This window comes from Kribbella sancticallisti (assembly GCF_039530625.1).
In the GTDB taxonomy this organism is placed as follows: Bacteria; Actinomycetota; Actinomycetes; order Propionibacteriales; family Kribbellaceae; genus Kribbella; species Kribbella sancticallisti.
In genome coordinates this window covers 1-24,943 of sequence record NZ_BAAAOS010000060.1, presented here as the reverse complement: position 1 = coordinate 24,943, position 24,943 = coordinate 1, and the positions used below count along the sequence as shown (strand labels likewise).

The window sequence follows — 24,943 nt, the reverse complement described above, 5'->3', positions numbered from 1 at the left end:
GCCTCCTGTGAAAGGGTTTTCCGCATGCGTCCGGTCTGGCTGGAGTCCATCGCCGAACCCGTCCTGACGGCAGCCCGGGCGCCCGAACCACGGGCGCTGACCGGCGAACTCCTGCGCGAGTGGGGCTCGTCGGAGGTCTGGCGCCTGTCGTACGGACTGCGCAGCGTCATCGTCAAGCGGGGCAGCGACGCCCAGGCCGGCGAGGCGACGACGTACGAGCGGTTCGTCGTGCCGCTCGGGCTGCCCGGGCCGGAGCTGATCCACCGCGCCGCGGTCGACGACGCGGCCCTGCTGGTGCTGGCCGACGTGGGCCGGGTGAACCTGGAGCAGGAGCCGACGGCCGAGGGGTTCCTGGCCGCGGCGGAGTTGCTGGCGGAGATCCGGGCCAAGCCGGTGGAAGGGCCGAGTGACTTCACCTCGCAGCGGTTGCTCGAACTGGCCGACCGGATCGATCCGATCGACGCGGACCTGCGGGACCGGCTGGCGGCCAAGGCTGTTCCGGCCCTTGACGAACTGCATCGCGAGGCGCCGCTCGGAGTGGTCCACGGCGACTTCGTGCCGAAGAACCTCGTTACCGACGGGACCCGGTGGACGGTGGTCGACTGGCCGGCCTCGTACCTGGCGCCGCACCTGGCGGACCTGCACACGCTGGTCCGGGATGCCGTTGCCCTCGGCCACCAACGTGGACCCGTCGTGGCCCACTACATCGATGCCGCGGGCACGGATTCGGAGCTGGTGCAGCGGCAGCTGTCCGTCGGCGGGATCTGCTTCAGCCTGCTGGCCCTCAACTGGATCATGGCGGAGGGCCTGCGCACGGTGCCGTCGTCGAAGGACTGGATCGCACCGCTGCTGGCCGAGCTCGGCGAGCTCACCGAGGAACTGCGATGAGGCTTCTGGTGCTGGGCGGCACCAAGAATCTGGGACGGCATGTGGTCGAGGCCGCGCTCCGGGACGGCCATGACGTCACGCTGTTCAACCGCGGGCTCACCAACCCGTCCCTGTTCCCCGAGGCGACCCGGCTGGTCGGCGAACGTGCCGCTCCGGAGGTGCTGGCGACAGGGGAGTGGGATGGGGCGATCGACCTGTCCGGCTTCCTGGTCAGCGACGTCTGGCGAAGTGCCGAACTGCTGCGGGATCGGGTCGCGCGGTACACGTTCATGTCGTCGATCGCGGTCTATGCGAGCAAGACGGAGCCGGGCCTGACCGAGGACGCCGAGCTTCTCTCGTGGCCCGAGGATGCGGCCGACGACGAGTTCAGCATGGATCTGTACGGGCCGCACAAAATCCGAGCCGAGCAGGTCCTGGCGGAGGTGTTCGGTGAACGCGCGGCGTCGGTGCGCTCGGGTTTCGTGGTCGGGCCGTACAACCCGGACTTCGGCAACTGGGGAGAAGCGCTCGCCTCGGGGAAGGCGCCCGAGTGCGCGGCTCGCCCCGACCAGCCGGTCCAGTACCTCGACGCTCGCGATCTCGCCGCGTTCTTGCTCCGCCTGACGATGCGCGGACCAGGCGGCGCCTTCAACGCTGTCAGCAGCACCCTGTCGATGGCGGAGTTCGCCGAGGTTTGGCGTTCCGTAGTACCGGGTGCGTTGCCGGTCGACTGGGAGCCCGCGGTGGATCGCTTCCACCTCACGGACGACGGGACCTTCCAACTCTCCAACGCTCGCGCGCTGGCCGCCGGGCTCGAGGTCCGGCCGGCCGAAGACTCGGCCCGGGCCTGCGTCGAGTGGATCGCGGCCGGCAACACGCCACCCCCACCGCCGCATTAATCGATTTGAAGTTGACGTAGCGACAACCTCTACCGTCGTCGGTGTGGCCGGAAAGACCGGCCGCGACGAGTGGAGGGACGGTGCGGCGGTGGCCTGGTCGATCGCCGAGGTGGCCCGCGATTCGGGTGTCACCTCGCGCACCTTGCGGCATTACCACGCGATCGGCCTGCTGGTTCCCGCCCGTACTGCGCCCGGCGGACGCCGGTACTACGAACAGGAGCAGTTGCTGCGGCTTCAGCAGATCCTGCTGCTCCGCGAGCTCGGGCTCAGCCTGGACGTGGTCGCCGAAGTGCTGGCCAAGCAGAGCAAGGACGGAACCATCGAGGTGCTCGGCCGGCACAAGGAGTGGTTGCTGCGTGAGCAACTGCGGCTCGGCCGGCTGATCCGGACCGTCGACTCCACCATCGAGAACGTCAAGAGAGGAGGAGAAATGACACCGGACAAGGTGTTCGAGGGATTCGAGCACAACCCGTACGAGGCCGAGGCCCGGGAGCGCTGGGGTGACGAGGCCGTCGACGCGGGCTACGAGCGGATGCGCGGCTGGTCCGAGGCGGACGCCGAGAAGGCCCGGACCGGATACACCCGCGTTCACGAGGGACTCGCGGCACTGAAGGGGGAAGGAGCCGACGTGGCGGACCTGACCGTGCAGGAACTGATCCAGTTGCACTACGACGTGATCAGCCTGTTCTGGACGCCGACGGCCGAGGCCTACAAGGGCCTGGGTCAGATGTACGTCGACGACGAGCGCTTCCGCAGCAACATCGGCGGCGGGGACGACTCGCTGGTCGAGTACCTGCGCGACGCGATGACTGTCTATGCCGACAACAGGCTGAGCGAGTGAGCCACTGAGTCTCGGGGGCTGCAGACCCCGAGGTCTCTTCGGCTGGTCCTTACTTCTTCGGGGCCGAGGTCGCCCGGATGTGAAGCTCGGTGCGGAGGGTGACAGTGGACGGCGGCCGGCCCGGGGAGGCGATGCGGTCCTTGAGCAGGAGACCGGCGGTGCGGCCCAGTTCGTACGTCGGCTGGGCGACGGTGGTGAGGGAGGGGACCACGAGATCGGCCCAGGGGATGTCGTCGAAGCCGACGACGGCGATGTCGTCGGGGGCGCGAAGTCCTCGCTTGGCCAGGCATTCGAGCGCGCCGACGGTCATCAGGTTGTTGGTGACGAAGAGCGCCTCGGGCGGCTCCGGCAGGTCGAGCAGGCTTTCCATCGCGGCGAAGCCACCGGCCTCGCGGAAGTCCGCGTGCCGGACCAGGTCCTTGCTGAAGCGGATCCCGCCGGCCCGGAGGGCGGCGCGGTAGCCGGCCAGCCGGTCCATCGCGGTACTGACGCGGCGGGGGCCGGTGATACAGGCGATCCGGCGGTACCCGCCCTCGATCAGGTGGTTGACGCCTTCGAACGCGCCGTGCTCGTTGTCGACCAGGACGGTGTCGGCCTCGACGCCCTCGACCCGGCGGTCGATCAGCACCATCGGGGTCTTCGCCTCGTCGAGTTGCTGGACTCCCTCGGCGGTCGAGGTCGGCGAGATCACCACGCCGGCCATCTGCTCGGTCAGCACCGCCGACGCGTACGCCGCCTCCTTGGCCGGGTCCTCATCGGAGTTGCACAGCACCACGTGGTAGCCCTCGGTCTGGGCGACGTCCTCGAGCCCGCGCACCAGCGAGGTGAAGAACGGGTTCTCGATGTCGGAGATGACCACTGCCCACAGGTTCGTACTGGCCCGGCGCAGGTTGCGGGCCACCCCGTTCGGCCGGTACCCGAGCTCCGCCACCGCGGCGCGGACCTTCTCGGACAGCTCCGGGTCCACGTTGCGGCGCCCGCTCAGGACCCGCGAGACGGTGGCCGGCGACACGCCAGATCTACGCGCGACGTCGTAGATCGTCGTCATGCTCGCTCCCCGCTTGAGGCCTACTTGCCGTCTGGACGGCACTAGGGTCTCATGCGGGCGCAGGTCCGACGGGGAAAGGTGACTCGTCAACTGGGTCCGCGTCGAGCAACGCTTGAGCCGCGGCGCGGTCGGGGGCTGAGGCGGCGGCGCCGTTCACCGTTGTAGAGAGTGCACCCGCCGCATTCGCCAGCCGTACTGCGTCCGCCAGCGCCGCGCCGCTGGCCAGAGATGCCGCGAGTGAGCCGCAGAATGCGTCGCCGGCACCAACGGTGTCGACGGTGGCCACGGTGTGGCCCGGAATGCGGATCTCCTCGCCCCCGTTGGAGTTCGAGGTGCCTGAGCGGTCCAGGACGAAGACGCCGCGGCCGCCGAGGGTGATGACGCAGCCGCGGAGGTCCCATTCGTCGGCGAGCTTGCGGGCGATCTTCGGGAGTTGCGACTCGTCGTCGCAGTCGAGGCCGGTCAGCGCCGCGGCCTCCACCTCGTTCGGGACCAGGATGTCGACGTACGCGCCGAGGGACGGATCGACCGGTCCCACCGGTGCCGGGGTGAGGATCGTCGTCACCCCCGCGGCCGAGGCGAGCCGGAGGGCAGCTCTGCTCGCCTCGACCGGGAGTTCCAGTTGCACGCTGAGTACCGCGCTCGACGTCAGCACCTCGGCGGCGTCCTCGACATCGGTGGCGGTGATCGCCGAGTTCGCCCGGGACACGATGATGATCGAGTTGCTGCCGTCGGGAAGCACCAGCGGAAGGCCCACGCCGGTGCCGAGTTCGGGATGCCGGACCACCCAGTCGGTGTCGACCCCGTCGGTCTTCAGCAGTTCGAGGAACTCCTCGCCGTACCGGTCCTCGCCGATGGTGCCGACGATCGCAGTACGGGCTCCCATCCGCGCCGCCGCGATGGCCTGGTTCACACCCTTGCCGCCGAGGAACTCCGCGAAGCCGGTGCCGTGCAAGGTCTCCCCGGGCAGCGGCCGGCGTTCCGCGCTCGCCACCAGGTCCTTCATGAACGACCCCAGCACGCACACGTCGTACCGGCGGTTCATGCATCCTCCCCGCGGCCGAGCAGTTTGCGGCCGAGTTCCCCGGACGGATGGAACCGGGCGAAGTCGTGGTGAGTGAACTCCCGCAGTACTACGAGCGCACAGGCGAGCGCGTCGCCCATCACCAGGGCGGCGGTGGTGGACGCGGTCGGGGCGAGGTTCAGCGGATCGGCCTCGCGCAGCACCATCGTGTCGAGCGTGTACGTCGCGAGCCCGGCCAGGGTGGACTCCTCGGCGCCGGTCATCGCGATCACCGGGATCTCCCGGTCGCGCAGCATCCGGGCGAAGGCGCACACCTCGGCGGTCTCGCCCGAGGCGGACAGGGCGAGCACGAGATCGCGGGAGGTGACCGCCCCCGAATCGCCGTGCAGCGCGTCGCCGGAGTGGATGAACGTCGCGGGCGTGCCCGTGCTGGCAAGCGTCGCCGCGATCTTGCGGCCGACCAGACCGGACTTGCCGAGCCCGGTGACGACCAGGTGTCCCTCGCAGGCAGCGACGGCGGTGAGGACGTCGAGGAAGACGCCGTCGAGCCGGTCCGCCAGCGCGGAGACGGCGGCGGCCTCGGTCTCGATCGCGCTCCGGGCCGCGGCCAGGCCCCGCGTCACCAGGTCCCGCGGCAGCTCGTCGGCCGCGCGGTGGGCGTCCGCACGGTTCGGCACAACTGGCATCCTCGACCCGCTTTCCGGTCTGAAGTCAGAAATCGATTTCCGAAGAGTAGGCAGCGAGGCGAGGTGGTGTCAACGTCTGCATCCTGTTCAAAACAAGAAGGAAACCGATATCTGATCGAAGTCATCCGGCGGTAACTCTTGACCACTTCCGGCGACACTCGTAGATTGCGAGAAATCGATTGCCCATCTGGGCCGGACAACCCCCTGGAGCATCTGATGTCCGCAAACTCCCCCGGAAAACCGACGCTGCCGGTCAGGCCGATCAGCCGGCGGTCCGTGCTGCGTGGCGGTCTCGGCGCACTGGCCGCGTCGGCCGTCGGTGGACCTCTGCTGACCGCGTGCGGTGGCGACGACGCCGGTGGCGGCGGCGGCAAGGAGATGTCGTTCTGGAACTTCTACGGCCCCGCCGACGACAACGGCCCGCAGAGCAAGTGGTTCGTCACCCTCGCGGAGCAGTGGAACGCGAACAACGACGTCAAGGTCAAGCTGCGCTACATCCCCGGCAAGGACTACCTCAGCGGCACCACGCTGCAGACGGCGTTCCAGTCGGGGCAGGGCCCGGACATCTTCCTGATCAGCCCTGGCGACTTCCTCCGCTACTACAACGGCGGCGTACTCCAGGACCTGTCGTCGGCGCTGCCCGCCGAGTCCAAGGCGGACTACCTGCCCGGTCTGCTGGAGGCGCGGTCGGTCGACGGCAAGATCTACGGCCTGCCGATGGAGATCGAGCCGCTCGCGATGTACTACAGCGAGGCCGCGTTCGAGAAGGCCGGCCTGTCCGAGGCGGACCTGCCGAAGACCTGGGACCAGACCCTGGCCGTCGCCCAGAAGCTGACCGGGGACAAGCGCAACGGCGTGATGTTCGAGACGCTGCCCGGCTACTACCAGAACTTCACCTGGTACCCGTTCCTCTGGCAGGGCGACGGCACCCCGATCAAGGACGGCAAGGTCGCCTTCGACTCGCCGGCCGCCGTGCAGGCGCTGAAGTTCTGGCAGGACACGATCAAGAACAAGGTGGCGCCGCGCAAGGCCCTCGGCGACGGCGGCGGTGACGTCGTGTCGAACCTGGGCTCGGGAGCCGTCGCCATGCAGCAGAGCGGGATCTGGGCCGTCGCGGACATGCGGACCAAGGCCAAGAACTTCAAGTACGGGATCATTCCGCACCCCACCCCCGACGGCGGCAAGCCGGCCACCGACCTCGGCGGCTGGGCCTTCGTGGCGAACTCGAAGGGCAAGAACCCCGAGGCCGCGGCCAAGTTCATCAGTTGGGCGCTCGGGTCGACCGACGCCGAGGGCGTCGAGCGGCAGCGGCAGTGGAACACGGTGGTGAAGACCAACGTGCCGCCGCGCAAGTCGGTCCAGGCCGCCGCGGACGCCAAGGGTGCCTTCGGCGAGGGCGTGCTGAAGAAGTTCGTCAGCGAGATCGCGCCGACCGGGCAGCCGGAGCCGCGGTTCCCACCGGAGGTGTACCAGCCGATCGCGGACGCGATCCAGGCCTGCCAGCTGAACGGCGCCGATCCCGGCAAGGCGGCGGCTGACGCGGCGCAGAAGATCGACACCTTCCTGAAGACCTACCAGGGTGCGCCCATCACATGACGGCGACCACCAGCGCACCACCGTCCGAGCCTCGACTGGTGAAGGCCCGGGCGGGTCGTGAGAAGGCGCCGATGACGAAGAAGCGGCGCGAGGCGATGGCGGCGTACGCCTTCCTCGCGCCGGACGTCATCGGCCTGCTGATCTTCGTCGCGCTGCCGATGGTGCTCGCCTTCGGCGTCGCGTTCTTCAAGGTCGACGGCTTCGGCAACTACCAGTACGTCGGGCTGGCCAACTACAGGCTGATGGGCTCCGACGACCAGCTCTGGGCGTCGCTGCGGATCACCGGCATCTACGTGGTGACCTTCGTGCCGATCGCGTTCGTGGTGAGCTTCGCGCTGGCGATGCTGGTCCGGAACCACTTCAAGGGGATCGGCTGGGTCCGGTCCGCGTTCTTCCTGCCGAACGTGGTCAGCCTGGTCGTGGTCGGCCTGATCTGGCAGTTCCTGCTGGTCGACAAGCGCGGCGCGATCTCGAACCTGCTGGCCCCGCTCGGCCTCGGCGACGTGTCGTTTCTCGGTACGCCGTCGCTTGCGCTGGGCACCTATGTGGTGATCAGCGTGTGGTTCCTGATGGGCTACCAGATGCTGGTCTTCCTGGCCGGGCTGAAGGATGTCCCGAAGGAGCTCGAGGACGCGGCCGAGATCGACGGAGCCAGCGCGTGGCAGCGGTTCCGGTACGTGATCTGGCCGTTGCTGCGGCCGACCAGCTTCTTCGTCGTGGTGAACTCGACCATCGGCGCGGTGACCGGCTTGCAGGCGTTCGACCTGGTCTACGTGCTCACCAAGGGCGGTCCGGCCCGGGCGACCAGCACGGTCGTGCTCTACATCTACGAGCAGGCCTTCACCTTCAACAACATGGGCTACGCGGCCGCGCTGACCACCGTGGTCGTCGCGATCCTCATCCTCTGCACCGGCCTGATGTTCGCCTTCACGCGAGGAGGTCGCTTCGATGAGGACTAGATTCTTCCCGATCCTCGCGCACGTGCTGGCGATCGTGGCGGTGGCACCGCTGTTGTGGATCCTGATCAGCGCGCTGAAGCCGGCCGAGGACGTGTTCTCGTTCGGCTGGCCGTCGACCTGGACGCTCGACAACCTGCGGTACGTGCTGCTGAAGATCCCGTTGCCGACCTTCCTGCTGAACAGCGCGATCGTCTCCGTGGTGGTCACGGTGGTGGCGTTGTTCTTCCACTCGATGGCGGCGTACGCGCTGGCCCGGCTGCGGTTCCCCGGCCGCGGGATCATCTTCTCCGGCATCATGTCGACCCTGCTCGTCTCGCTGCCGGTGATCCTGGTGCCGCTGTTCCTGGTCGCCAAGCAGCTCGGCCTGCTCGACAGCTATGCCGGCCTGATCGTGCCGAGCATCTTCCATGCCTTCGGCATCTTCCTGCTGCGGCAGTACTACCTGAACATTCCGCGCGAGCTGGAAGAGGCCGCCGACCTGGACGGCTGCGGCTACTGGCGGCGCTACTGGAGCGTCATCCTGCCGCTGAGCCGGCCGGTGCTCGCGTCGCTGTCGGTGCTGTTCTTCCTGGCCAACTGGAACGCGTTCCTCTGGCCGCTGACCATCACCCGCAACCCCGATCTCCGGGTGATCCAGCTCGGCATCTCGGGCATGCAGGGGCAGTACGCCTCGGCCTGGAACCTCATTCTCGCGGCCGCGGTGATCGCGGCGATCCCGACCGTCGTGGTGTTCGTCGCCGGCCAGAAGCGCCTGGTCGACGCGATGAAGACCACCGGTCTCAAGTAACCGAAAGGCTGGCATGTACGGCGACTACGGCAGCAGTCTGCGCGATCTCCCCCGGCTGAGGAACTCCCGGCGGCGCCGCGCGTCCAGCTGGGACCGCTCCGGCGGGAACGACGACCGCCTGACGATCCAGCCGGGGGAGACCGCCGTACTGGCGGATCTCGACGGGCCCGGATCGATCAACCACATCTGGTGCACGGTCGCGCGGGACACCGCGTGGGGACCGGACGAGGCCGAGGGGGACTACCTGCGGAAACTGGTCCTCAAGATCACCTGGGAGGACCAGCCCGGACCGAGTGTGCTGGTGCCGCTGGGGGACTTCTTCGGGGTCGGCTTCGGCAAGACCGTCAACTTCAGCAGTGCGCCGCTGCAGATGAGCCCGCAGGACGGCAAGGGGTTCAACAGCTGGTTCCACATGCCGTTCGCGTCGCGGGCGAAGATCGAGCTGATCTCCGAGCTGTCGGAGGTGCCCGTCTTCTTCTACTACTACGTCGACTACGAGCTGTTCGACGGAGTACAGGAGGATCTCGGCTACTTCCACGCGTCCTGGCACCGGGAGAACCCGACCGATGGAATCGGCCAGGGCGAGCAGAGCCTGCGGGAGTACCAGGTCGAGGGGACGAACCTCGACGGCGCGGGCAACTACGTCGTACTGGATGCCGAAGGCAAGGGTCACTACGTCGGCTGTGTGCTGAACGTGCGGAACCTGCGCGACTCGGCGGAGTGGAACTGGTACGGCGAGGGCGACGACATGATCTTCATCGACGGCGAGCCGTTCCCGCCGTCGCTGCACGGCACCGGCACCGAGGACTACTTCAACACCGCCTGGTGCCTAAGTGCCCTGCGTCGGGTGTCGTTCGGCGCTTGCGGCGCCCAGGCACGCACCTCGCGGCAGCGGAGGGAAGGCCACGATGAACCACATCGAGGCCTTCCCTCCGCCACCGCGATGCACGCACCTGGACACCGCAATCACTCAAACGACACCCGACGCAGGGCACTGGCGAGAGCTACTCCTCGCCGTACCACGGGATCACGCTGCCCGGCGGGCCCAACTGGAGCGGGGAGATCTCGCTGTATCGGTTCCACATCGAGGACCCGATCACCTTCCGGTCCTCGATCAAGGTGACGCTCGAACACGGTCACGCGAACAAGCGCAACGACGACTGGTCCTCGGTCGCCTACTGGTACCAAACCCTCCCCGGCAAGCCGCTGACCCTGCTGCCGGTCTCCGCCCGACTCTAGGAGTCCTCCGTGAAGCGTAAAGCTTTGCTGGCCGTGCTGCCGCTCGTCTTCGGATCGGCCGCCGTCCTGACCCAATCATCCGCCGGGGGAGGTGCTGTGGCCGTCGACGGGCCCAGCACCTACGTCGGCACCACCACCGTCGAGACCAAGGGAACGCCGAGCCGGAGTGACGGTGACCTCTGGCCGTCCTGCTGGGCCGGCAACGGCAACCTGTACGCCGCCAACGGTGACGGCAAGGGCTTCAGCCTGGACCAGGAGTTCGCGGACATCGCCGTCAACGAGATCAAGGGCGACCCCGGCAGCCTGTCCGGTACGACGATCGCCCGCGGCGACCAGGTGGGCTCGATCTGGAGCGGCACCGGGTACAACCGCAAGCCGACCGGCATGGTCTGCGTCGGCGACACCATGTACCTGGCGGTCCAGGATCTCGCCCTCGACTTCAACGACGTCCCGGCGGCGACCATCCTCAAGTCCACCGACCACGGCCGGACCTGGAGCTGGGACAAGCGCAAGCCGATGTTCGCCGACCACGTCTTCACCACGATCTGGTTCGCCGACCACGGCAAGGGCGGCGCGGCCGCCCCCGACGGCTACGTCTACGCCTACGGGCTGGACGGGAACTGGCGGGACTCCTTCGACGACACCGTCGCCGATCCGCAGGACGTGTTCATGGCGCGCGTTCCCAAGGCCAAGGTGCAGGACCGCGGCGCCTGGGAGTTCTTTGCTGGGAGCAACGACCGCGGCCGGCCCGAGTGGTCCGGCAAGGTGGCGGACCGGCGACCGGTACTTACCGACCAGCGCCGCCTCTACGCCCAGACCTACGGGACGAACGCGAGCAACCTTAGCGTGATCTCGCAGGGTGGTGTCACCTATCTGCCCCAGCAGAAGCGCTACGTCTACACGTCGTGGACGGAGTACACGTTCGAGTTCTACGAGTCGCCGACGCCGTGGGGCCCGTGGAAGCACTTCCTGAGCAAGGACTTCAGCGGCTACCCGTGGTCGACCTCGAAGTACGGCGGTTACGGGGTGACCATTCCGTCCAAGTTCGTCCAGCCGGACGGGAAGACGATGTATCTGCAGGCCAACGTCTGCCCGTGCGGTGGCGGTGGCATCGGCACCTCGGTCTACAACTTCAACCTCCGCAAGATGGTGCTCACGCCTTCTTCGAGCGCCCCCGCGACCGACCTCCCGTCGAACGCGAACCTGGCGGCGCCGTCGACCGGCGCCGTGGCGATCTCGAAGTCCTCGCAGTCCGGCAGCCTGGCGACGCTCAACGACGGCGCGACGACCGGTAGCGAGAGCGACTTCGACGACGAGGTGAAGGGCGCGTCCTGGTGGGGTTACACCTGGCCGGCCAAGCACAAGGTGAACCGGGTCGACTTCAGCTCAGGTGCCGTCTCCGCCCAGGGTGGCTTCTTCACCGGGCGCCCGCGGGTCCAGGTGAAGCAGAACGGCGCCTGGGTCGAGGTCGGCGCGCAGACCGTGTCGCCCGCCTATCCCGGCGACGCCTCGGCAGGCGCGCATACGACGTACACGTTGACGTTCCGGCCGGTGGAGACCGACGGCGTCCGGGTGATCGGCCTGCCGGGTGGCACCCGGAGCTTCAGCACGGTCTCCGAGGTGGCCGTCCGGTACGCCGCTCAGTTGGCTGACGGTGGTTTCGAGGGAACAGGTGGCGGCAAGGCGGCCTGGAGCTTCGAGGGCGGCGCGTTCAACGGCGTCGACCGGGGTCTCGGCTTCGCCCACTCCGGTGCGAACAACGGCTGGATCCGTACGTCGGGAACCGGCTGGAGCGCGTTGACCCAGAAGGTGCCGGTGACGCCGGGAGCGCAGTACACGTTCGGGTCGTGGATCAACGCGTCGGCCAATCTGCCGGCAGGCGGCGGCCGGTTCGGCGTACGGCTCGGCGCGGACGGCAGCCAGGTGCTGGGGGAGAAGACCTTCGGTGCGTCGACCGGCTACGTGCACCACGAGGTCCCCGTCACGATCCCGGCGGGAGTCCACGAGGTCACGGTCTATGCCGGCTTCACCGCACCAGGTGTGGACACGTTCATCCAGGTGGACGACTTCACCGTCAGCTGATTAGAAGCCGGCTGCGGATCAGGGCCAGGGTGCCAGCTCGGGGAGGTCTCCAGTGAGAGGCTCCCGGGGCTGGCGCCCGGCCATCCAGGCGGTCAGATCGGTCAGCCTGCCGCTCAGGACGCGCGGCTCGCCACTGCCGTTCTCCCACCGGTTCTCACCGGTGTCGAGGATCAGGTGGAGGCCGTCGGGCGTGCGCGGGCGGAGGAAGTCGAGCAGGTGCAGGCAGAACTCTTCCGACCACTCGTCGCTGGTCGGCGCCATCGCGAGATCGACGGTGTGGACCTCGAGTTCGCGCCAGCCGGCGTAGACGGTGGCGCCGAGGGTGCTGTCGCGGTGCCGGACCGGGCGGGTCCAGTCGTCCACCCGCTCCCAGGCCGCGATCAGTCCCGTGGTGGCCCGGCTGACGTGCTGCCTCAGCTCCTCGGCCGGCCTTCCCGCGCCTGCTTCGATCGCGGCGTCACGCGCCGGGCGGCCGCCGTCGTACATCTCGACCAGGCGGCCCGCGAGAGCCTCGTCGACCTGCCGCGTCATCGCCTCGCTGAAGTTGGCGAGGTGGGTGACGACATGGCCGCGCGACCACCCCGGCAGCCCCGACGGCGCCCGCGCCGCGGTGTCGTCGAGCTCCGCCAGTACTCCGTCCAGGCGGCCGGCCGCCGCGATCACTTCAGGTTTCACGATTCCGACCCTAGACGCCACGTCATATGGCAGCAAGCCGGTTTCCCATTAGAATGTGCCGTATGAGTGTGCTGGCCTTCGAACTCGCGGCGACCGTGCGGCATGACGGACAGGGCGGCGTCGCGGACGGGCTCGAGTCGTCGGCCGGGGTCGAGGAGTGGCTTCGCCGCAACAGTCCCTTGGTCGCTGACCTGCTGGGTCGACCGTTCGACCCGTCGCTGATCTTCGGCGCTGGAGAGGCTGGGGAGCCTCTGCGGGAGTTGCGCCGGGCGGTTCGATCGCTCTTCGCGCGTGCGGTGAGTCCGGCGCCGCCGAGCAAGGCCGATGCGAACACCCTGCTCGAGCCCTCGACCGCGCTGCGCCTGCTGAACGAGGCGGCCGACGAACTCGGCACCACCCACCTGGACTGGCCGCAGACCGGCGAACCCGTCACCCGGTGGTCCGGTCGTTCGTCGGAACCACTCGCCCTCCTGCTGGGCGCCATCGGCCGCTCCGGCATCGACTTCCTCACCGGCCCCGACCGCCAACGCCTTCGGGCCTGCCCGGCCGCCCGCTGCGTCAAGTACTTCCTCCAGGACGACCCCCGCCAGACCTGGTGCTCCCCGTCCTGCGGCAACCGCGAACGAGTCAACCGCTACTACCAGCGCAAGCACATCACCGCCTGACCGCATCCCATCGCCCCCTGAGCCCTTTGCGGCCTCTGAGGGGTTAACCCCTCAAAGACAGGGTCGCCCCGCAGGAATCTAGGGGGACAACCCACCGTCTCGGGGGTTAACCCCTCAAAGGGCGGCGGGCCGTTAGCCTGACGATATGACTGTGGCGCGGTTCAAGGACCTCTGCATCGATGTCACCTGGTCCAGCGCGATGACGTCATTCTGGGGCAAGGCGCTCGGTCTGACCTCGCCGGCGGACAACCCGGAGGTGCTGGTCGGGGACCGGCCGGAGAAGACCATCTGGATCAACAAGGTGCCCGAGCCGCGGACGGTGAAGCAGCGGGTCCACCTGGACGTGCACACCAGCGCGATCGAGGACTTGGTCAAGCTCGGGGCCGTCGTGCGGCGGCCGATCACCGAGGAGCAGCACTGGGCGGTGCTCGGTGATCCGGAGGGCGGCGAGGTCTGCGGCTTCGTGCGCGAGAAGGTTCCGGAGTACCGGCTGATGGAACTGGTGGTCGACGCGGCCGATCCGGAGGCGCAGGCGCGCTGGTGGGCCGGGGTGATCGGCGGCGACGTCGCGCACGACCCAAAGAATCCGTGGTACTGGCTCGAGAACGTGCCGGGGCTGCCGTTCCCGTACTGGGTGTTCGTGCCGGTGCCGGAGCCGAAGACGGTGAAAAACCGGATCCACTGGGACGTTACGGCCGACGAGTTGCAGCCGGTGCTCGACGCGGGTGCGACACTGCTGCGGCCCAAGGACGACGAGATCGGCTGGCATGTCTGCGCGGATCCCGAGGGCAACGAGTTCTGCGTGTTCCTTCCCCCCGAGACCGAGGCGGACGCCTCTGAGGATGCTGATGGCGAAGCTTGATCTGACCCAGCCCGGACCGGACCTGTGCGCGTCCCTGGTCGACATCTCGTCGGTCAGCGGGACCGAGCAGGAACTGGCCGACGCGGTCGAGGCGGCGCTGTCGGCGTACGCGCACCTGACCGTCACCCGGCACGGCAACACGGTGGTCGCCCGGACCGACCTCGGCCGGGACGAGCGGATCGTGATCGCCGGGCACCTGGACACCGTCCCGCTGAACGGGAACCTGCCGTCGCGGCGCGCGGACGGGCTGATCCACGGGCTCGGCGCCTGCGACATGAAGGGCGGCGTCGCGGTCGGGCTCCGGCTCGCCGCCACGCTGACCGAGCCGAACCGCGACCTCACCTTCGTCTTCTACGACTGCGAAGAGGTCGAGGCCGAGCGGAACGGGCTGTTCAAGCTGACCCGGACGCACCCCGAACTGCTGCAGGGCGTGTTCGCCGTGGTGATGGAGCCGTCCAACGCCGTGGTCGAGGCCGGCTGCCAGGGCACGATGCGGGTCGAGGTGACGACCCGTGGGGAGCGTGCCCACTCGGCGCGCTCCTGGATGGGGAAGAACGCGATCCACGCCGCGGGGGAGATCCTCGCCCGGCTGGCGGCGTACGAGCCGCGCCGGGTGCCGATCGACGGGTTGGAGTACCGCGAGGGGCTGAACGCGGTCGGGATCAGCGGCGGGGTGGCGGGCAACGTCGTACCGGATCTGTGCACGGTGACGATCAACTACCGGTTCGCGCCGGACCGCTCGGAGGCCGAGGCGGAGGCGCACGTCCGGGAGGTCTTCGAGGGATTCGAGGTCGCGGTGAGCGACACCGCGCCCGGCGGCCTGCCGGGACTCGACCGGCCGGCCGCGGCGGCGTTCCTGCAGGTCGTCGGCGGCGAGCCGAAGCCGAAGTTCGGCTGGACGGACGTGGCCCGTTTCACTCTGCTGGGTGTCCCGGCGGTGAACTACGGCCCGGGCGACCCGCTGCTCGCGCACAAGCAGGAGGAGTACGTCCCCGAGGCGGAGATCGAGCAATGTGAACAACGGTTGAGGACTTGGTTGACGGACTAGGGTTTCGACAGGCCGGTACTTCGGCGCCGCACTAACCTGGGTGCATGGCAGAACCATCGATCCACCCCGACCGTCCGCTCGGCTCGAAGCAGCGTGGGCCCGTGGTGATGCGGCGCCACCAGGTGCAGCAGTCGACCTCGGAGCAGCGGCTGCTGGACAGCCGTGGCCCGTCGGACTGGGTGCACACCGACCCGTGGCGGGTACTGCGGATCCAGTCGGAGTTCATCGAGGGGTTCGGCATGCTCGCCGAGCTCGGTCCGGCCATCAGCGTGTTCGGCTCGGCCCGGACCAAGCCGGAGGACCCGATGTACGTCGCCGCGGAGGAGCTCGGCCGCAAGCTGGTCGGCGCGGGGTACGCGGTGATCACCGGCGGCGGGCCCGGCGTGATGGAGGCGGCGAACAAGGGCGCCTCGGAGTCCGGCGGCGTGTCCGTCGGGCTCGGCATCGAACTGCCCTTCGAGAACGGCCTGAACGAGTGGGTCGACATCGGGATGAACTTCCGCTACTTCTTCACCCGCAAGACGATGTTCGTGAAGTACGCGCAGGGCTTCGTGGTGATGCCCGGCGGTTTCGGCACCCTGGACGAGCTGTTCGAGGCGCTCACCCTGGCCCAGACCCGCAAGGTCACCTCGTTCCCGGTGGTGCTGTTCGGTACGTCGTACTGGAGCGGGCTGGCGGACTGGCTGCGCGACACGATGCTTGCCGACGGCAAGATCTCCGCGGCCGACCTGGAGATGTTCACCGTCACCGACGACGTGGACGAGGCGGTCAGCTACATCGTCAAGGCCGGCGAACTGGCCGACGCGGCGGCCGAGGAAGCCGCGGCGGCGGCGGCGCAGGATGTGGCCGAAGCCGACAGCCCCGCGGCCCGGGAGCGGCGCGAGGCGCACCGGCTCGGTTCGGACGGGAGCTGATTGCGGGTTCGGGCGGGAGCCGACCCGGGTTCGGACGAGCTGGATCCGGGCGGCGGATCGGGGTCATGACACCGGCGGTTGTGCGGTGAGGTCCGTCGACATGGCACGATCGGACCCGTGATGTGGTTCTTCGGGCTGATTGTCGTGCTCCTGATCGGAGCTGTTGCCGTCGTGGCCTCGGGACGGTGGGGTGCCATGGCCCCGGCGTACGACGACCGGCCGGACCTGAGCGTGCCGGCCCGGCAAGCGCTCACCTCCGACGACATCGAGACCGCGAGGTTCGGCGTCGGCGTCCGCGGCTACCGGATGGACGAGGTCGACACGCTGCTGGAGCGGGTCGCCCGCGAGGTCGCCGAACGCGACCGCCGCATCGCGGACCTCGAACGAGCCGTCTCCCCGATCATCCACGGCCCCGAGGGTGCGGGCTTCACCGCCCGCGCGGAGTACTCCGCCCCCGACCTCGACGACACCGGCTACACCAAGCCCATCCTCGTAGGCGGCGACTTCCCCGACACAGCAGAGCAGCCCGCCCTGGCCGACCAGCCGGCCCCAGCCGACCAGCCGGCCCCAGCCGACCAGCCAGCCTCGGCCGAGCAGCCGGCCCCGGCCGACCAGCCCGCCGAGCCGCAGCCTGACCCCGAAGCTCTTGAGAAGCCTTCAGCCCTCACCGAGCCGCCGGCCGATCAGCAACCTGCGCCCGAGCCCGTGTCCGAAGCTCTTGAAAAGCCCTCACCAACCGCCGACCAGCCGGCCGACCCGCAGCCCGCACCCGAAGCGCTTGAAGAGCCCTCAGCCACCATCGAGCACCCCGCCGAGCAGCAGCCTCAGCCCGAGTCCCTCGAAGAACCAACCCCCGAGGACCCCGCAGCCCACTCGGTGCTCGACGACCAACCGCACCCGCCAGCCCAGGTCCCGCTCCCGCCTCTCCTCCAAGAGCTGGTCCACACCCACGACCCCTCCGAAGCCCCGGACCCCCAACCCTGGTTCCAGGCCAAAGAACCACCCCCCGACCACACGAACCCCCCGCAGCCAACGGCTGAAGAGCAACCACCAGCCAACGAGCAGGACGAAGAAGACACCCCCAACAGAGGCCGCCACAGCGCCGCACCTGACGTGAACGTCCCGCAACGGCCCAGCTGATGCCTTCCGACGACACCCCGCGCTGCCACGCCGAGGCCGCCGTAGACCTCCCCCTCGACCCGCAATCCGCCTGGGACGCCGCGATGGACTGGAACCGCCAGTCCGAATGGATGCTGTTCACCCGCGTCTGGGCGACCGGCAACGAGGGCCGCGGAGTAGGCGGAGGCGTCGCGGCGCGCACAAGTGTCGGTCCTCTCGGGTTCACTGACGACATGGTCATCACGCACTGGGATCCGCCGCGCGAATGCACGGTGAAACACCTCGGCACCATCGTCCGCGGTGCCGGCACGTTCGCCATCCACCCCGCGACCACCTCGCCCGGCGACGCCGCGCCCCGCAGTACGTTCGTCTGGTTCGAAGACGTGATCCCCCCGCTGGGACGGCTCGGCCGAGCCGCGTGGCCGGTGATCCGCCCCGGCTTCGAGCTGATGATGCGGATCTCGCTGAACCGCCTCGCGAAGGCGGTCGCCCGATGACCGTGCCCGGCCCGGACGGCCGCCCGCGCTGCAGTTGGGCGACCTCGGCCCCGGAGTACATCGCGTACCACGACGACGAGTGGGGCCGGGAGATCCGCGACGACCAGGGCCTGTACGAGCGGATGACGCTCGAGGGGTTCCAGTCCGGCCTGTCGTGGATCACGATCCTGCGGAAGCGGGAGAACTTCCGCCGGGCGTTCGACGACTTCGACCCGAAGAAGGTGGCCGGCTACGACCAGGCCGACTTCGACCGTCTGATGGCCGATCCCGGCATCGTCCGCAACCGGTTGAAGATCAACGCCACCATCGCCAACGCCCGCGCCCTGCTGGAACTCGACGAGGGCGAGTTGACCACCCTGCTGTGGTCCTTCCAGCCGCCCGACCGCCCGGCGCCGAAGACGAACGCCGACGTCCCCGCCACCACGCCGGAGTCGATCGCGATGTCGAAAGCCCTCAAGAAGAAGGGGTTCGTCTTCGTCGGCCCCACCACCGCGTACGCCCTGATGCAGGCCACCGGCATCGTCAACGACCACCTGTCCGACTGCATCGCCCGCTAGTTCCGCGAGGGTCAGCGCAGCGTACGCGCAGGTATACCCTCGGTTATTTCCCGGCGTACTGCGGAAAAGCCCGATCCTTGCTATCACTTCCTGGTCAGACGCGTTCGGTAGTCCGCCGATCGCTCTCCGCCACAGATCTGGAGTGAGGCCCGCCCATGCCCCAACGTAAGATCCTGTCTTCCCTCGCCGGTCTGGCCGCCGCCGCAATGGCCGTCACCGCATTCGCCGGCGCCCCGGCCGCCACCGCTGCCCCCGCACCCGAGCCGGTCCGGTCGACCACCGTCTCGTCGTACGCCGGGTCGCCACAGGACGCCGCCGCCAACAAGGCGTTCTACGACGCGGTGATGAAGTCCGCCCTGGCCAAGCAGGCCAAGAGCGGCAACAAGCTCGCCGCGGTCACCGTCCGGTACCGCGTCAACGCCCCGACCTTCGCCACCCAGATCTCCCGCTCCACGCAGATCTGGAACTCCTCGGTGACCAACGTCCGGCTGGTCCAGAGCACCAGCGGCTACGACTTCTACTACACCGAGGGCAACGACCCGCGCGGTTCGTACGCGTCCACCAACGGCCACGGACGGGGCTACATCTTCCTCGACTACCGCCAGGCCCAGGTGTATGACCCGACCCGGATCACCGCCCACGAGACCGGCCACGTCCTCGGTCTCCCGGACCACTACTCCGGCCCCTGCAGCGAGCTGATGTCCGGCGGTGGCCCCGGCCCGTCCTGCACCAACGCCTACCCGAACTCGACCGAGCGCAGGCGGGTCAACCAGCTCTGGGCCAACGGCTTCACCGGCCTGAGCAGCTTCCAAACCGTCCGCTGATTCCACCGCAGACAATCCCGCGGCCCGGAGCCTCATCAACTCCGGGCCGCGGTCTTGGTCGCTGTCATCCCACCGAGACGGCCCGAGGGACTACTTGCCGTGGAAGGTGGGCTTCTCCTTGGCGACGAAGGAGGTGACGGCGTTGCGGTGGTCCTCGGTGTCGCCGGTGAGGTGCATCTTGCCGGCCTCGAACTCCAGCGACTCGGCCAGCGTGTGCGAGGCGGAGTACGCCAGGGATTGGCGGACGGAGCCGTACACGACGGTCGGCCCGTTCGCCAGCCGTCCGGCCAGTTCGGCCGTCGCCGTCGCGAGCTCGTCAGCCGGTACGACGCTCGTCGCCAGGCCGAGCGTCAACGCCTCCGCGGCCGGGACCGTGCGCGGGAAGTACAGCAACTCCAGCGCCTTCGCCTGACCGATCAGCCGGGGCAGCGTCCACGAGACGCCCGTGTCGCAGGACAACGCGATCCCGGTGAAGGCGAGGTTGAACCCCGCCGTGTCCGCCGCGATCCGGAAGTCGCAGGCGAAGGCGATCGACGCGCCGGCGCCCGCGGCCACGCCGTTCAGCGAGGCGATCACCGGCTTCGGCATCTCGGCCACGGCCAGCGCGATCGGGGCGAAGTGGTCGGGCACCGTGTTCCACAGGGCGTCCATGTCGCCGGCCTGCAGCAGGCCGATGTGTTCCTTCAGGTCCTGGCCGACGCAGAAAGCCCGGCCGGTCCCGGTCAGCACCACACACCGGACGGCGTCGTCCTCGGCCGCTGCCTGGATCGTGTCCCGCAGCGCCACCTTGGTCGGCGTGTCGAGGGCGTTCATCGCCTCCGGCCGGTTCAGCGTGATGGTGGCGACACCTTCGGACACGTCGTACACGACAGAGTCACTCATCGTGGCAGGCTCCCAACAATCGGTGAAACAGATCAGTGAACGGTCAGGCAGTTGTCGACGAAACGCCCGGCCGCGTGGCTCAGGCGTGTCGCGTGAAAATCGAAGAACGCGGCCGCCCGGGTGCCGGCCCAGTCGTCCGGCAGCAACTCGGCCGGCAGCCCCGGATCAAGGAACAGGAACTTGCGCCACTCGTGCACCAGTTCCGACCGTACGGCGAACGCCTGCTCGTCGCTGACGTCGTCGCCCGCGCTCTCGGCCAGGGACTTCGCCTCGTTCAGCCAGTTGTCGTACGACGCGCCGAGTTCGTCCAGTCGCCAGACCCGGCGGGCGAACTCCACCGCGCCGTCGTCGACGGGGGCCCGGAACCGATCGGCGGCGATCCCTTCCAGGCCGAGGATCTGGTCCACCTCGGCGTCGTTGCGCAGCCCGACCCAGGCCGCGTCGGACAGCGGAGCCCAGCCCAGGAAGGCGAGTTGGCTCGCCAGTTGTTCGCGCCGGCGCGCGTTCGGGACCTCGCGGAGGATGCCGAGATGCCAGTGCCGGTCCCAGTCGCCGCGTCCGTTGCCCGGAGCTCCGGTGGTCCGATCGGTGCGATAGATCCGCGCGGCGGCGTCGTCGAGCCGGCGACGCGCCCGGGCGGTCAGTTCGTAACCAGGCTGTGCATCGATCCGGACAGGCTCGAGCCAGCCCTGCCGAACCATTCGCGACACGGCGGTCCGAACAGCCGGAGGATGCACCCCCAGCGGGGCAAGGAGCCGGACCAGGGCGGCCACCGGTGCGCGGCCACCTCGGGCGCGGAGGTGGTCGCCGTACAGGTCGAAGAGGGCTGAACGGGCGTGCACGAGACCTGAGTCTGCCGTATGGTGCACGGCTCTGGCCCGCGATCGGGGATAATGGGTCGCGATACACACTGCGATACGCGCCGACGGCGCATCACCGCACGGTCGCCGGCGACGGTCCGGGCGGTGTCGTCGCTCAACACCGAAGAGGGCAGTATCCAATGAGGGAAGGGGTGCGCGCATGGCGGCGATGAAGCCGCGGACGGGCGATGGTCCGCTCGAGGTCACCAAGGAGGGCCGGGGCATCGTGATGCGGGTTCCGCTCGAGGGCGGCGGTCGGCTCGTCGTCGAGCTGAACGCCGATGAGGCGACCGAGCTGGGGAACGCGCTCAAGGCCGTTGTCGGCTGATCCGATCTCCCGGGGTGCTCCAGCGCACCCGTGACTAGTCCACGACCCCGGTGGGTGCCGTTTCCGGCACCGGCCGGGGTCGTTACGGTTGCACCCGAAACTACTTGATCAAACAGTGAGGACCCTCAGGTGGCTCGCCGCAGCAGCGCCCGCAACATCTTCCCGACTCTGCCCTCCGTCGTCTGGCAGCCGGGCCTTCCGGTCCACGGGTCGCGTACCTGGGTGATCGTGGTCGGCGAGGCGGGATTGCCGACCGCCGCCAAGGAGACCGGTGAACGCCTCGGCGTCGACCTCGACCGGTTGCTCGAGGCACAGGTCGCCACTGGGTTCAGTCCCGCGGCGGGCGCGACAGCGGCGTACCCGCTGCTGACCGGCGACGTGACCGAGGTGCTGCTGGCCGGCGCCGGCGACGGGTCGGCGAAGGACCTGCGACACGCCGGGGCGGCGATCGCCCGGTTCGGCCGCGGCAAGGACGAGCTGACCACGGTCGTTGCCGAAGGCATCGAGGACGAGGCGCTCCAGGGGTTGGCCGAGGGCATCGTGCTCGGCTCCTTCACCTTCACCCGCAAGACGGTCGATCCCGGCAAGCCGCTGGTCGAGCGGATCGTGCTGACGGACGGCACCGAGGCCGACCGCGACGCAGTACTGGAACGTGGTGTGGTGATCGGCCGGACCGGCTGGCTGGCCCGCGAGCTCGCCACCACCCCCTCGAACGAGAAGGACCCGGCCTGGCTCGCCGCCCGCGCGACCGAGGTGGCCGGCCCGGGCGGGCTCGACGTCACGGTCTGGGACGAGAAGCAACTCGCCGCCGACGGCTTCGGCGGAATCCTCGCGGTCGGCAAGGGGTCCACCCGGCCGCCGCGATTCATCCGGCTGGACTACACACCCGACGGCGCGACCAAGGACACGCCGTACGTCGTCCTGGTCGGCAAGGGCATCACGTACGACACCGGCGGCCTGTCGCTCAAGCCGCGCGAGAGCATGGTGTCGATGAAGCGCGACATGACCGGCGGCGGTTCGGTGATCGCGACCATGTCGGCACTGCGCGAACTCGGCGCCAAGGTCAAGGTGACCGGCCTGATCTGCGCGGCCGAGAACATGCCGTCCGGTACGGCGTACCGCCCCGACGACGTGGTCAAGCACTACGGCGGCCGCACCACCGAGATCAAGAACACCGACGCCGAGGGCCGCCTGGTTCTCGCCGACGGACTCGCGTACGCCGTGTCCGAACTGAAGCCCGACGCGATTGTCGACATCGCCACCCTCACCGGCGCGATCAAGGTCTCCCTGGGGTCGATGCTGTACGGCGGCCTGTTCGCCACCGACGACGCCCTCTCCGCGCAACTGACGGCAGCCGGCGAAACCTCAGGCGAACGCCTCTGGCGGATGCCGTTGCCGGATGTCTACACCGACCTGATCTCCACTCCCATCGCCGACTCCGTCAACAGCTCCAAGGGTCCCGGCTCCATCACCGCCGCCCTGTTCCTGAAGCCCTTCACCGGCAACCTTCCCTGGGCCCACCTGGACCTCTCCAGCATCGCCGAGTCCCCGCGCGACGAGTACGAGTACTCCCTAGGCGCTACTGGCGCGGGCGCTCGCCTCCTCGCCACCTGGCTGACCTCCGACAACCCCACCGCCGGCATCAACTGACTGGACCGAGCCCGCTGATGTGTTCCTGGGACCGCGGGCGATGACGTAGACGAACAGGAAGGCGCCGAACTCGACGGCGAGTTCGGGCTGGGCGACGTTGAGCCCGGACACCGAGGCGATGACGGCCATCAGGGCGATGCAGACCGCGATCAGGATCGCCCGACGTCGGCGTGGATCGTGGATGGTCGGGTCCGCCGCTCCCGCCGGTGCGGGGTGGTTCGTGGTCATCTTTTCCTCTCGGGAAGGCAGGGGAGACCGGCGCCGGAGCGGTGAGTTCCGGCGCTGGGGTGGTCGCAATGGAGCCCAGTGGGCTCCTTGACGATCGTGCGACGATTGGGAACGGTTGAGCAAACTTCGTTGCCGAATGGAAAATCGAGGCCATGGACAACTCGTGGGATCGCACCCTCAGCGCGGTGGGACCGAGGCTGAAGCAACTCCGGCAACGCCGCGACGTCACCCTCGTCGACCTCGCGGCCGAGACCGGCATCTCGACCAGCACTCTGTCCAGGCTCGAGGCCGGCCTACGGCGCCCCACGCTGGAGCAGTTGCTTCCGCTCGCCCGTGCCCACGGGGTCACCCTCGACGAACTGGTCGACGCTCCACCCACCGGTAATCCCCGGATCGCCCTGCGGCCCATCAAGTGCGACGACGGGTCGGTCATCCTGCCCCTGACCCGTAGGCCCGGAGGGATCCAGGCCTACAAGTTCGTGCTTCCGGCCGGTGACGACGACACCGAGCCCGATCTGCGCACCCACGAGGGCTACGACTGGGCCTATGTCCTCGACGGAACCTTGCGCCTCGTCCTCGGCGAGCACGACCTCATCCTCAAGCCCGGCGAGGCAGCGGAGTTCGACACCCGCACTCCGCACTGGTTCGGCGCCACCAGTTCCGGCCCCGTCGAGTTCCTCAGCCTGATCGGCAAACAGGGCGAACGCGCCCACGTACGAATAGCCCCGAAATCCCGATCGTCAAACTAGTTGCCCGAGGCACCCACCACGAGGTGACGCGTGTCAGCCAGGTGATTCCACCCCGCCGAGCTGCCTCCTGGTGCGGGTGACTCACCCGATCTCGGCTTTGACCTCGGCGGCCTTTTCCTGGGCAGCGGTCAGGAGAGCACCGCCCTTCCCGGAAGACGCGAAGCCACAGTTGATCTTCTGTTCAAGTTTTCGCAGCGCCGCCGAGCTGGAAGGGGTGCCCATGCGGGCGCCGTCCGCAAAGCATGTCGCCCCCACGTCGTACTCCTGGCAACCCTGTTTGACGAGCGCGTAGACGGGCTGCATGCGAGTACTGGACGGGCCGATCCGAGCCACCTCGCGGCTGCAGCCGCGAACCTTGTTCGCCAGCGATCTAAGAGCGGAGGGTGTGAGGTCGGATGGGCTGTCAGTGAAGGTCTGGTTCATTCTCGGGAGAAGCATCTCCACCGCGTGAAGCCAGCCGAGCTCTTGGCCGGTCACGGGGCCCGTCGCCGTCGTGGCGGCACTGGGCGCGGTCGGCATCGGTCTGCCTGTACTGGAGATGCTCGCGCTGGGCTTGGGAGCAGCGGACTGCTCGTCCACTTGGCCACCGCAACCGGCGACAAGCAAAGTGGTCACGACGCTGATCGTGACGCCGGCGAGCAACGCCGTCGCCTTGAGCCGGCTTCGGGACAGCGGCCGGCCGCCTGCCTCAAGAGGAGTGTCAGCGGAACGACTGTCGAAAGTAGTCATCACGCACCCCTGAACAGCCTCACCGTCGGGCGTCGCTGGGGTCCTGCTCTACGGATGTTCATGTCCTGTCCCCGTTCTGTAAGGATTACCAGGATTGATGCGGCCGGCGTTCGAAAGGTTGTCGCCGTGACATCAGCCTGCGGAGATCTGTAGCGCATCTCCGGAACCCTTCGCCGCGTCACCCCTGGGGGCGCGCCACTTCGTCTCCGGCAGCTCCGGCGGTTCCGGCGGGGCGGGGACGAGCTCACGGACGATGGTGGCGCCGGGCGCCCATGCGGCGTCGGGCAGCTTCCCCATGACGTCGGCGTATACCGACCGGATGACCTCG

29 protein-coding genes are annotated in these 24,943 nt (G+C 68.8%); 20 read left to right on the top strand and 9 right to left on the bottom strand.

Features of this window, described 5'->3' with window-relative positions:
* The first annotated feature begins 24 nt into the window (after positions 1-24).
* From ABD255_RS38080 to ABD255_RS38070, 3 genes are read left to right on the top strand one after another with little or no spacing between them, the layout of a single operon-like run.
* Positions 25-888 (top strand): phosphotransferase family protein, encoded by an 864-nt coding sequence (locus tag ABD255_RS38080; RefSeq protein WP_344221671.1) that lies wholly within the window; start codon positions 25-27, stop codon positions 886-888.
* Complete coding sequence (locus ABD255_RS38075; protein WP_344221670.1) at positions 885-1,766, top strand: Rossmann-fold NAD(P)-binding domain-containing protein; 882 nt, start codon at positions 885-887, stop codon at positions 1,764-1,766. Before ABD255_RS38080 ends, ABD255_RS38075 begins: the two co-directional genes overlap by 4 nt.
* Before the next feature lie 43 nt (positions 1,767-1,809).
* Positions 1,810-2,607, top strand: a complete 798-nt coding sequence (locus ABD255_RS38070) for a MerR family transcriptional regulator (protein ID WP_344221669.1) — start codon at positions 1,810-1,812, stop codon at positions 2,605-2,607.
* A gap of 49 nt (positions 2,608-2,656) precedes the next feature.
* On the opposite strand, the gene ABD255_RS38065 is transcribed toward ABD255_RS38070, so the two are convergent.
* The 3 genes from ABD255_RS38065 to ABD255_RS38055 are packed head-to-tail and all read right to left on the bottom strand — an operon-like array spanning position 2,657 to position 5,365.
* Complete coding sequence (locus ABD255_RS38065) at positions 2,657-3,655, bottom strand: LacI family DNA-binding transcriptional regulator (protein ID WP_344221668.1); 999 nt, start codon at positions 3,653-3,655, stop codon at positions 2,657-2,659.
* A 49-nt stretch (positions 3,656-3,704) separates the two neighbouring features.
* Positions 3,705-4,700 carry a ribokinase gene (locus ABD255_RS38060; protein ID WP_344221667.1) on the bottom strand — a complete coding sequence of 332 codons (996 nt, stop codon included), beginning with the start codon at positions 4,698-4,700 and terminating at the stop codon, positions 3,705-3,707.
* Positions 4,697-5,365 carry a KpsF/GutQ family sugar-phosphate isomerase gene (locus tag ABD255_RS38055; RefSeq protein WP_344221666.1) on the bottom strand — a complete coding sequence of 223 codons (669 nt, stop codon included), beginning with the start codon at positions 5,363-5,365 and terminating at the stop codon, positions 4,697-4,699. Before ABD255_RS38055 ends, ABD255_RS38060 begins: the two co-directional genes overlap by 4 nt.
* 216 nt (positions 5,366-5,581) lie before the next feature.
* On the opposite strand from ABD255_RS38055, the gene ABD255_RS38050 reads away from it, so the two are divergent.
* Genes ABD255_RS38050 through ABD255_RS38025 form a run of 6 tightly spaced genes read left to right on the top strand, consistent with a single transcriptional unit; the run spans position 5,582 to position 12,028 of the window.
* On the top strand, positions 5,582-6,961 hold the full coding sequence (locus ABD255_RS38050; protein WP_344221665.1) for an ABC transporter substrate-binding protein: 1,380 nt from the start codon (positions 5,582-5,584) through the stop codon (positions 6,959-6,961).
* Positions 6,958-7,920, top strand: a complete 963-nt coding sequence (locus tag ABD255_RS38045) for a carbohydrate ABC transporter permease (protein WP_344221664.1) — start codon at positions 6,958-6,960, stop codon at positions 7,918-7,920. The genes ABD255_RS38050 and ABD255_RS38045 overlap by 4 nt, the downstream gene beginning before the upstream one ends.
* A complete protein-coding gene (locus ABD255_RS38040; RefSeq protein WP_344221663.1) occupies positions 7,910-8,707 on the top strand; it encodes a carbohydrate ABC transporter permease in 798 nt (265 codons plus the stop codon). The genes ABD255_RS38045 and ABD255_RS38040 overlap by 11 nt, the downstream gene beginning before the upstream one ends.
* Positions 8,708-8,720: 13 nt before the next feature.
* On the top strand, positions 8,721-9,830 hold the full coding sequence (locus ABD255_RS38035; protein ID WP_344221662.1) for a glycoside hydrolase family 172 protein: 1,110 nt from the start codon (positions 8,721-8,723) through the stop codon (positions 9,828-9,830).
* Positions 9,734-9,946 carry a DUF2961 domain-containing protein gene (locus ABD255_RS38030; protein ID WP_344221695.1) on the top strand — a complete coding sequence of 71 codons (213 nt, stop codon included), beginning with the start codon at positions 9,734-9,736 and terminating at the stop codon, positions 9,944-9,946. The genes ABD255_RS38035 and ABD255_RS38030 overlap by 97 nt, the downstream gene beginning before the upstream one ends.
* A gap of 9 nt (positions 9,947-9,955) precedes the next feature.
* Positions 9,956-12,028, top strand: coding sequence for a DUF4185 domain-containing protein (locus ABD255_RS38025; RefSeq protein ID WP_344221661.1), 2,073 nt, complete (start codon positions 9,956-9,958; stop codon positions 12,026-12,028).
* Between the two features lie 18 nt (positions 12,029-12,046).
* Here ABD255_RS38025 and ABD255_RS38020 read toward each other — a convergent pair whose 3' ends face one another.
* Positions 12,047-12,703: a maleylpyruvate isomerase family mycothiol-dependent enzyme gene (locus tag ABD255_RS38020; protein WP_344221660.1), complete on the bottom strand. Its 657-nt coding sequence runs from the start codon at positions 12,701-12,703 to the stop codon at positions 12,047-12,049.
* 62 nt (positions 12,704-12,765) lie between these two features.
* Between ABD255_RS38020 and ABD255_RS38015 the strand changes: the two genes are divergently transcribed.
* The 8 genes from ABD255_RS38015 to snpA all read left to right on the top strand — a co-directional run bounded on the left by ABD255_RS38015 (position 12,766) and on the right by snpA (position 19,189).
* Complete coding sequence (locus tag ABD255_RS38015; protein ID WP_344221659.1) at positions 12,766-13,368, top strand: CGNR zinc finger domain-containing protein; 603 nt, start codon at positions 12,766-12,768, stop codon at positions 13,366-13,368.
* A gap of 145 nt (positions 13,369-13,513) precedes the next feature.
* On the top strand, positions 13,514-14,230 hold the full coding sequence (locus tag ABD255_RS38010) for a VOC family protein (protein ID WP_344221658.1): 717 nt from the start codon (positions 13,514-13,516) through the stop codon (positions 14,228-14,230).
* Positions 14,217-15,278: a succinyl-diaminopimelate desuccinylase gene (dapE, locus tag ABD255_RS38005; protein WP_344221657.1), complete on the top strand. Its 1,062-nt coding sequence runs from the start codon at positions 14,217-14,219 to the stop codon at positions 15,276-15,278. Before ABD255_RS38010 ends, dapE begins: the two co-directional genes overlap by 14 nt.
* A 44-nt stretch (positions 15,279-15,322) precedes the next feature.
* Positions 15,323-16,192 carry an LOG family protein gene (locus ABD255_RS38000; protein ID WP_344221656.1) on the top strand — a complete coding sequence of 290 codons (870 nt, stop codon included), beginning with the start codon at positions 15,323-15,325 and terminating at the stop codon, positions 16,190-16,192.
* 120 nt (positions 16,193-16,312) lie between these two features.
* The gene (locus ABD255_RS37995; RefSeq protein ID WP_344221694.1) at positions 16,313-17,332 is read left to right on the top strand and encodes a DivIVA domain-containing protein; all 1,020 of its coding nucleotides are present in this window, start codon (positions 16,313-16,315) and stop codon (positions 17,330-17,332) included.
* A complete protein-coding gene (locus ABD255_RS37990) occupies positions 17,332-17,808 on the top strand; it encodes an SRPBCC family protein (RefSeq protein ID WP_344221655.1) in 477 nt (158 codons plus the stop codon). The genes ABD255_RS37995 and ABD255_RS37990 overlap by 1 nt, the downstream gene beginning before the upstream one ends.
* Positions 17,805-18,365, top strand: coding sequence for a DNA-3-methyladenine glycosylase I (locus ABD255_RS37985; RefSeq protein WP_344221654.1), 561 nt, complete (start codon positions 17,805-17,807; stop codon positions 18,363-18,365). The genes ABD255_RS37990 and ABD255_RS37985 overlap by 4 nt, the downstream gene beginning before the upstream one ends.
* Before the next feature lie 155 nt (positions 18,366-18,520).
* The gene (snpA, locus tag ABD255_RS37980; protein WP_344221653.1) at positions 18,521-19,189 is read left to right on the top strand and encodes a snapalysin; all 669 of its coding nucleotides are present in this window, start codon (positions 18,521-18,523) and stop codon (positions 19,187-19,189) included.
* Positions 19,190-19,279: 90 nt separating this feature from the next.
* Here snpA and ABD255_RS37975 read toward each other — a convergent pair whose 3' ends face one another.
* Positions 19,280-20,071, bottom strand: a complete 792-nt coding sequence (locus tag ABD255_RS37975; RefSeq protein WP_344221652.1) for an enoyl-CoA hydratase/isomerase family protein — start codon at positions 20,069-20,071, stop codon at positions 19,280-19,282.
* Positions 20,072-20,103: 32 nt separating this feature from the next.
* Positions 20,104-20,913 (bottom strand): PaaX family transcriptional regulator, encoded by an 810-nt coding sequence (locus ABD255_RS37970; RefSeq protein WP_344221651.1) that lies wholly within the window; start codon positions 20,911-20,913, stop codon positions 20,104-20,106.
* Between the two features lie 178 nt (positions 20,914-21,091).
* On the opposite strand from ABD255_RS37970, the gene ABD255_RS37965 reads away from it, so the two are divergent.
* Positions 21,092-21,259, top strand: coding sequence for a DUF3117 domain-containing protein (locus ABD255_RS37965; RefSeq protein WP_012923066.1), 168 nt, complete (start codon positions 21,092-21,094; stop codon positions 21,257-21,259).
* Between the two features lie 129 nt (positions 21,260-21,388).
* On the top strand, positions 21,389-22,909 hold the full coding sequence (locus tag ABD255_RS37960) for a leucyl aminopeptidase family protein (RefSeq protein ID WP_344221650.1): 1,521 nt from the start codon (positions 21,389-21,391) through the stop codon (positions 22,907-22,909).
* Here the strand turns inward: ABD255_RS37960 and ABD255_RS37955 are convergent.
* Complete coding sequence (locus ABD255_RS37955; RefSeq protein WP_344221649.1) at positions 22,832-23,137, bottom strand: hypothetical protein; 306 nt, start codon at positions 23,135-23,137, stop codon at positions 22,832-22,834. The two genes, ABD255_RS37960 and ABD255_RS37955, sit on opposite strands and share 78 nt — an antisense overlap.
* A 152-nt stretch (positions 23,138-23,289) precedes the next feature.
* On the opposite strand from ABD255_RS37955, the gene ABD255_RS37950 reads away from it, so the two are divergent.
* The gene (locus ABD255_RS37950) at positions 23,290-23,886 is read left to right on the top strand and encodes a helix-turn-helix domain-containing protein (RefSeq protein ID WP_344221648.1); all 597 of its coding nucleotides are present in this window, start codon (positions 23,290-23,292) and stop codon (positions 23,884-23,886) included.
* A gap of 81 nt (positions 23,887-23,967) precedes the next feature.
* Here the strand turns inward: ABD255_RS37950 and ABD255_RS37945 are convergent, their stop codons facing one another.
* A complete protein-coding gene (locus ABD255_RS37945) occupies positions 23,968-24,615 on the bottom strand; it encodes a hypothetical protein (RefSeq protein ID WP_344221647.1) in 648 nt (215 codons plus the stop codon).
* 132 nt (positions 24,616-24,747) lie between these two features.
* Positions 24,748-24,943, bottom strand: a 196-nt coding sequence (locus ABD255_RS37940) for a hypothetical protein (RefSeq protein WP_344221646.1), incomplete at its 5' end; no start/stop codon positions are given.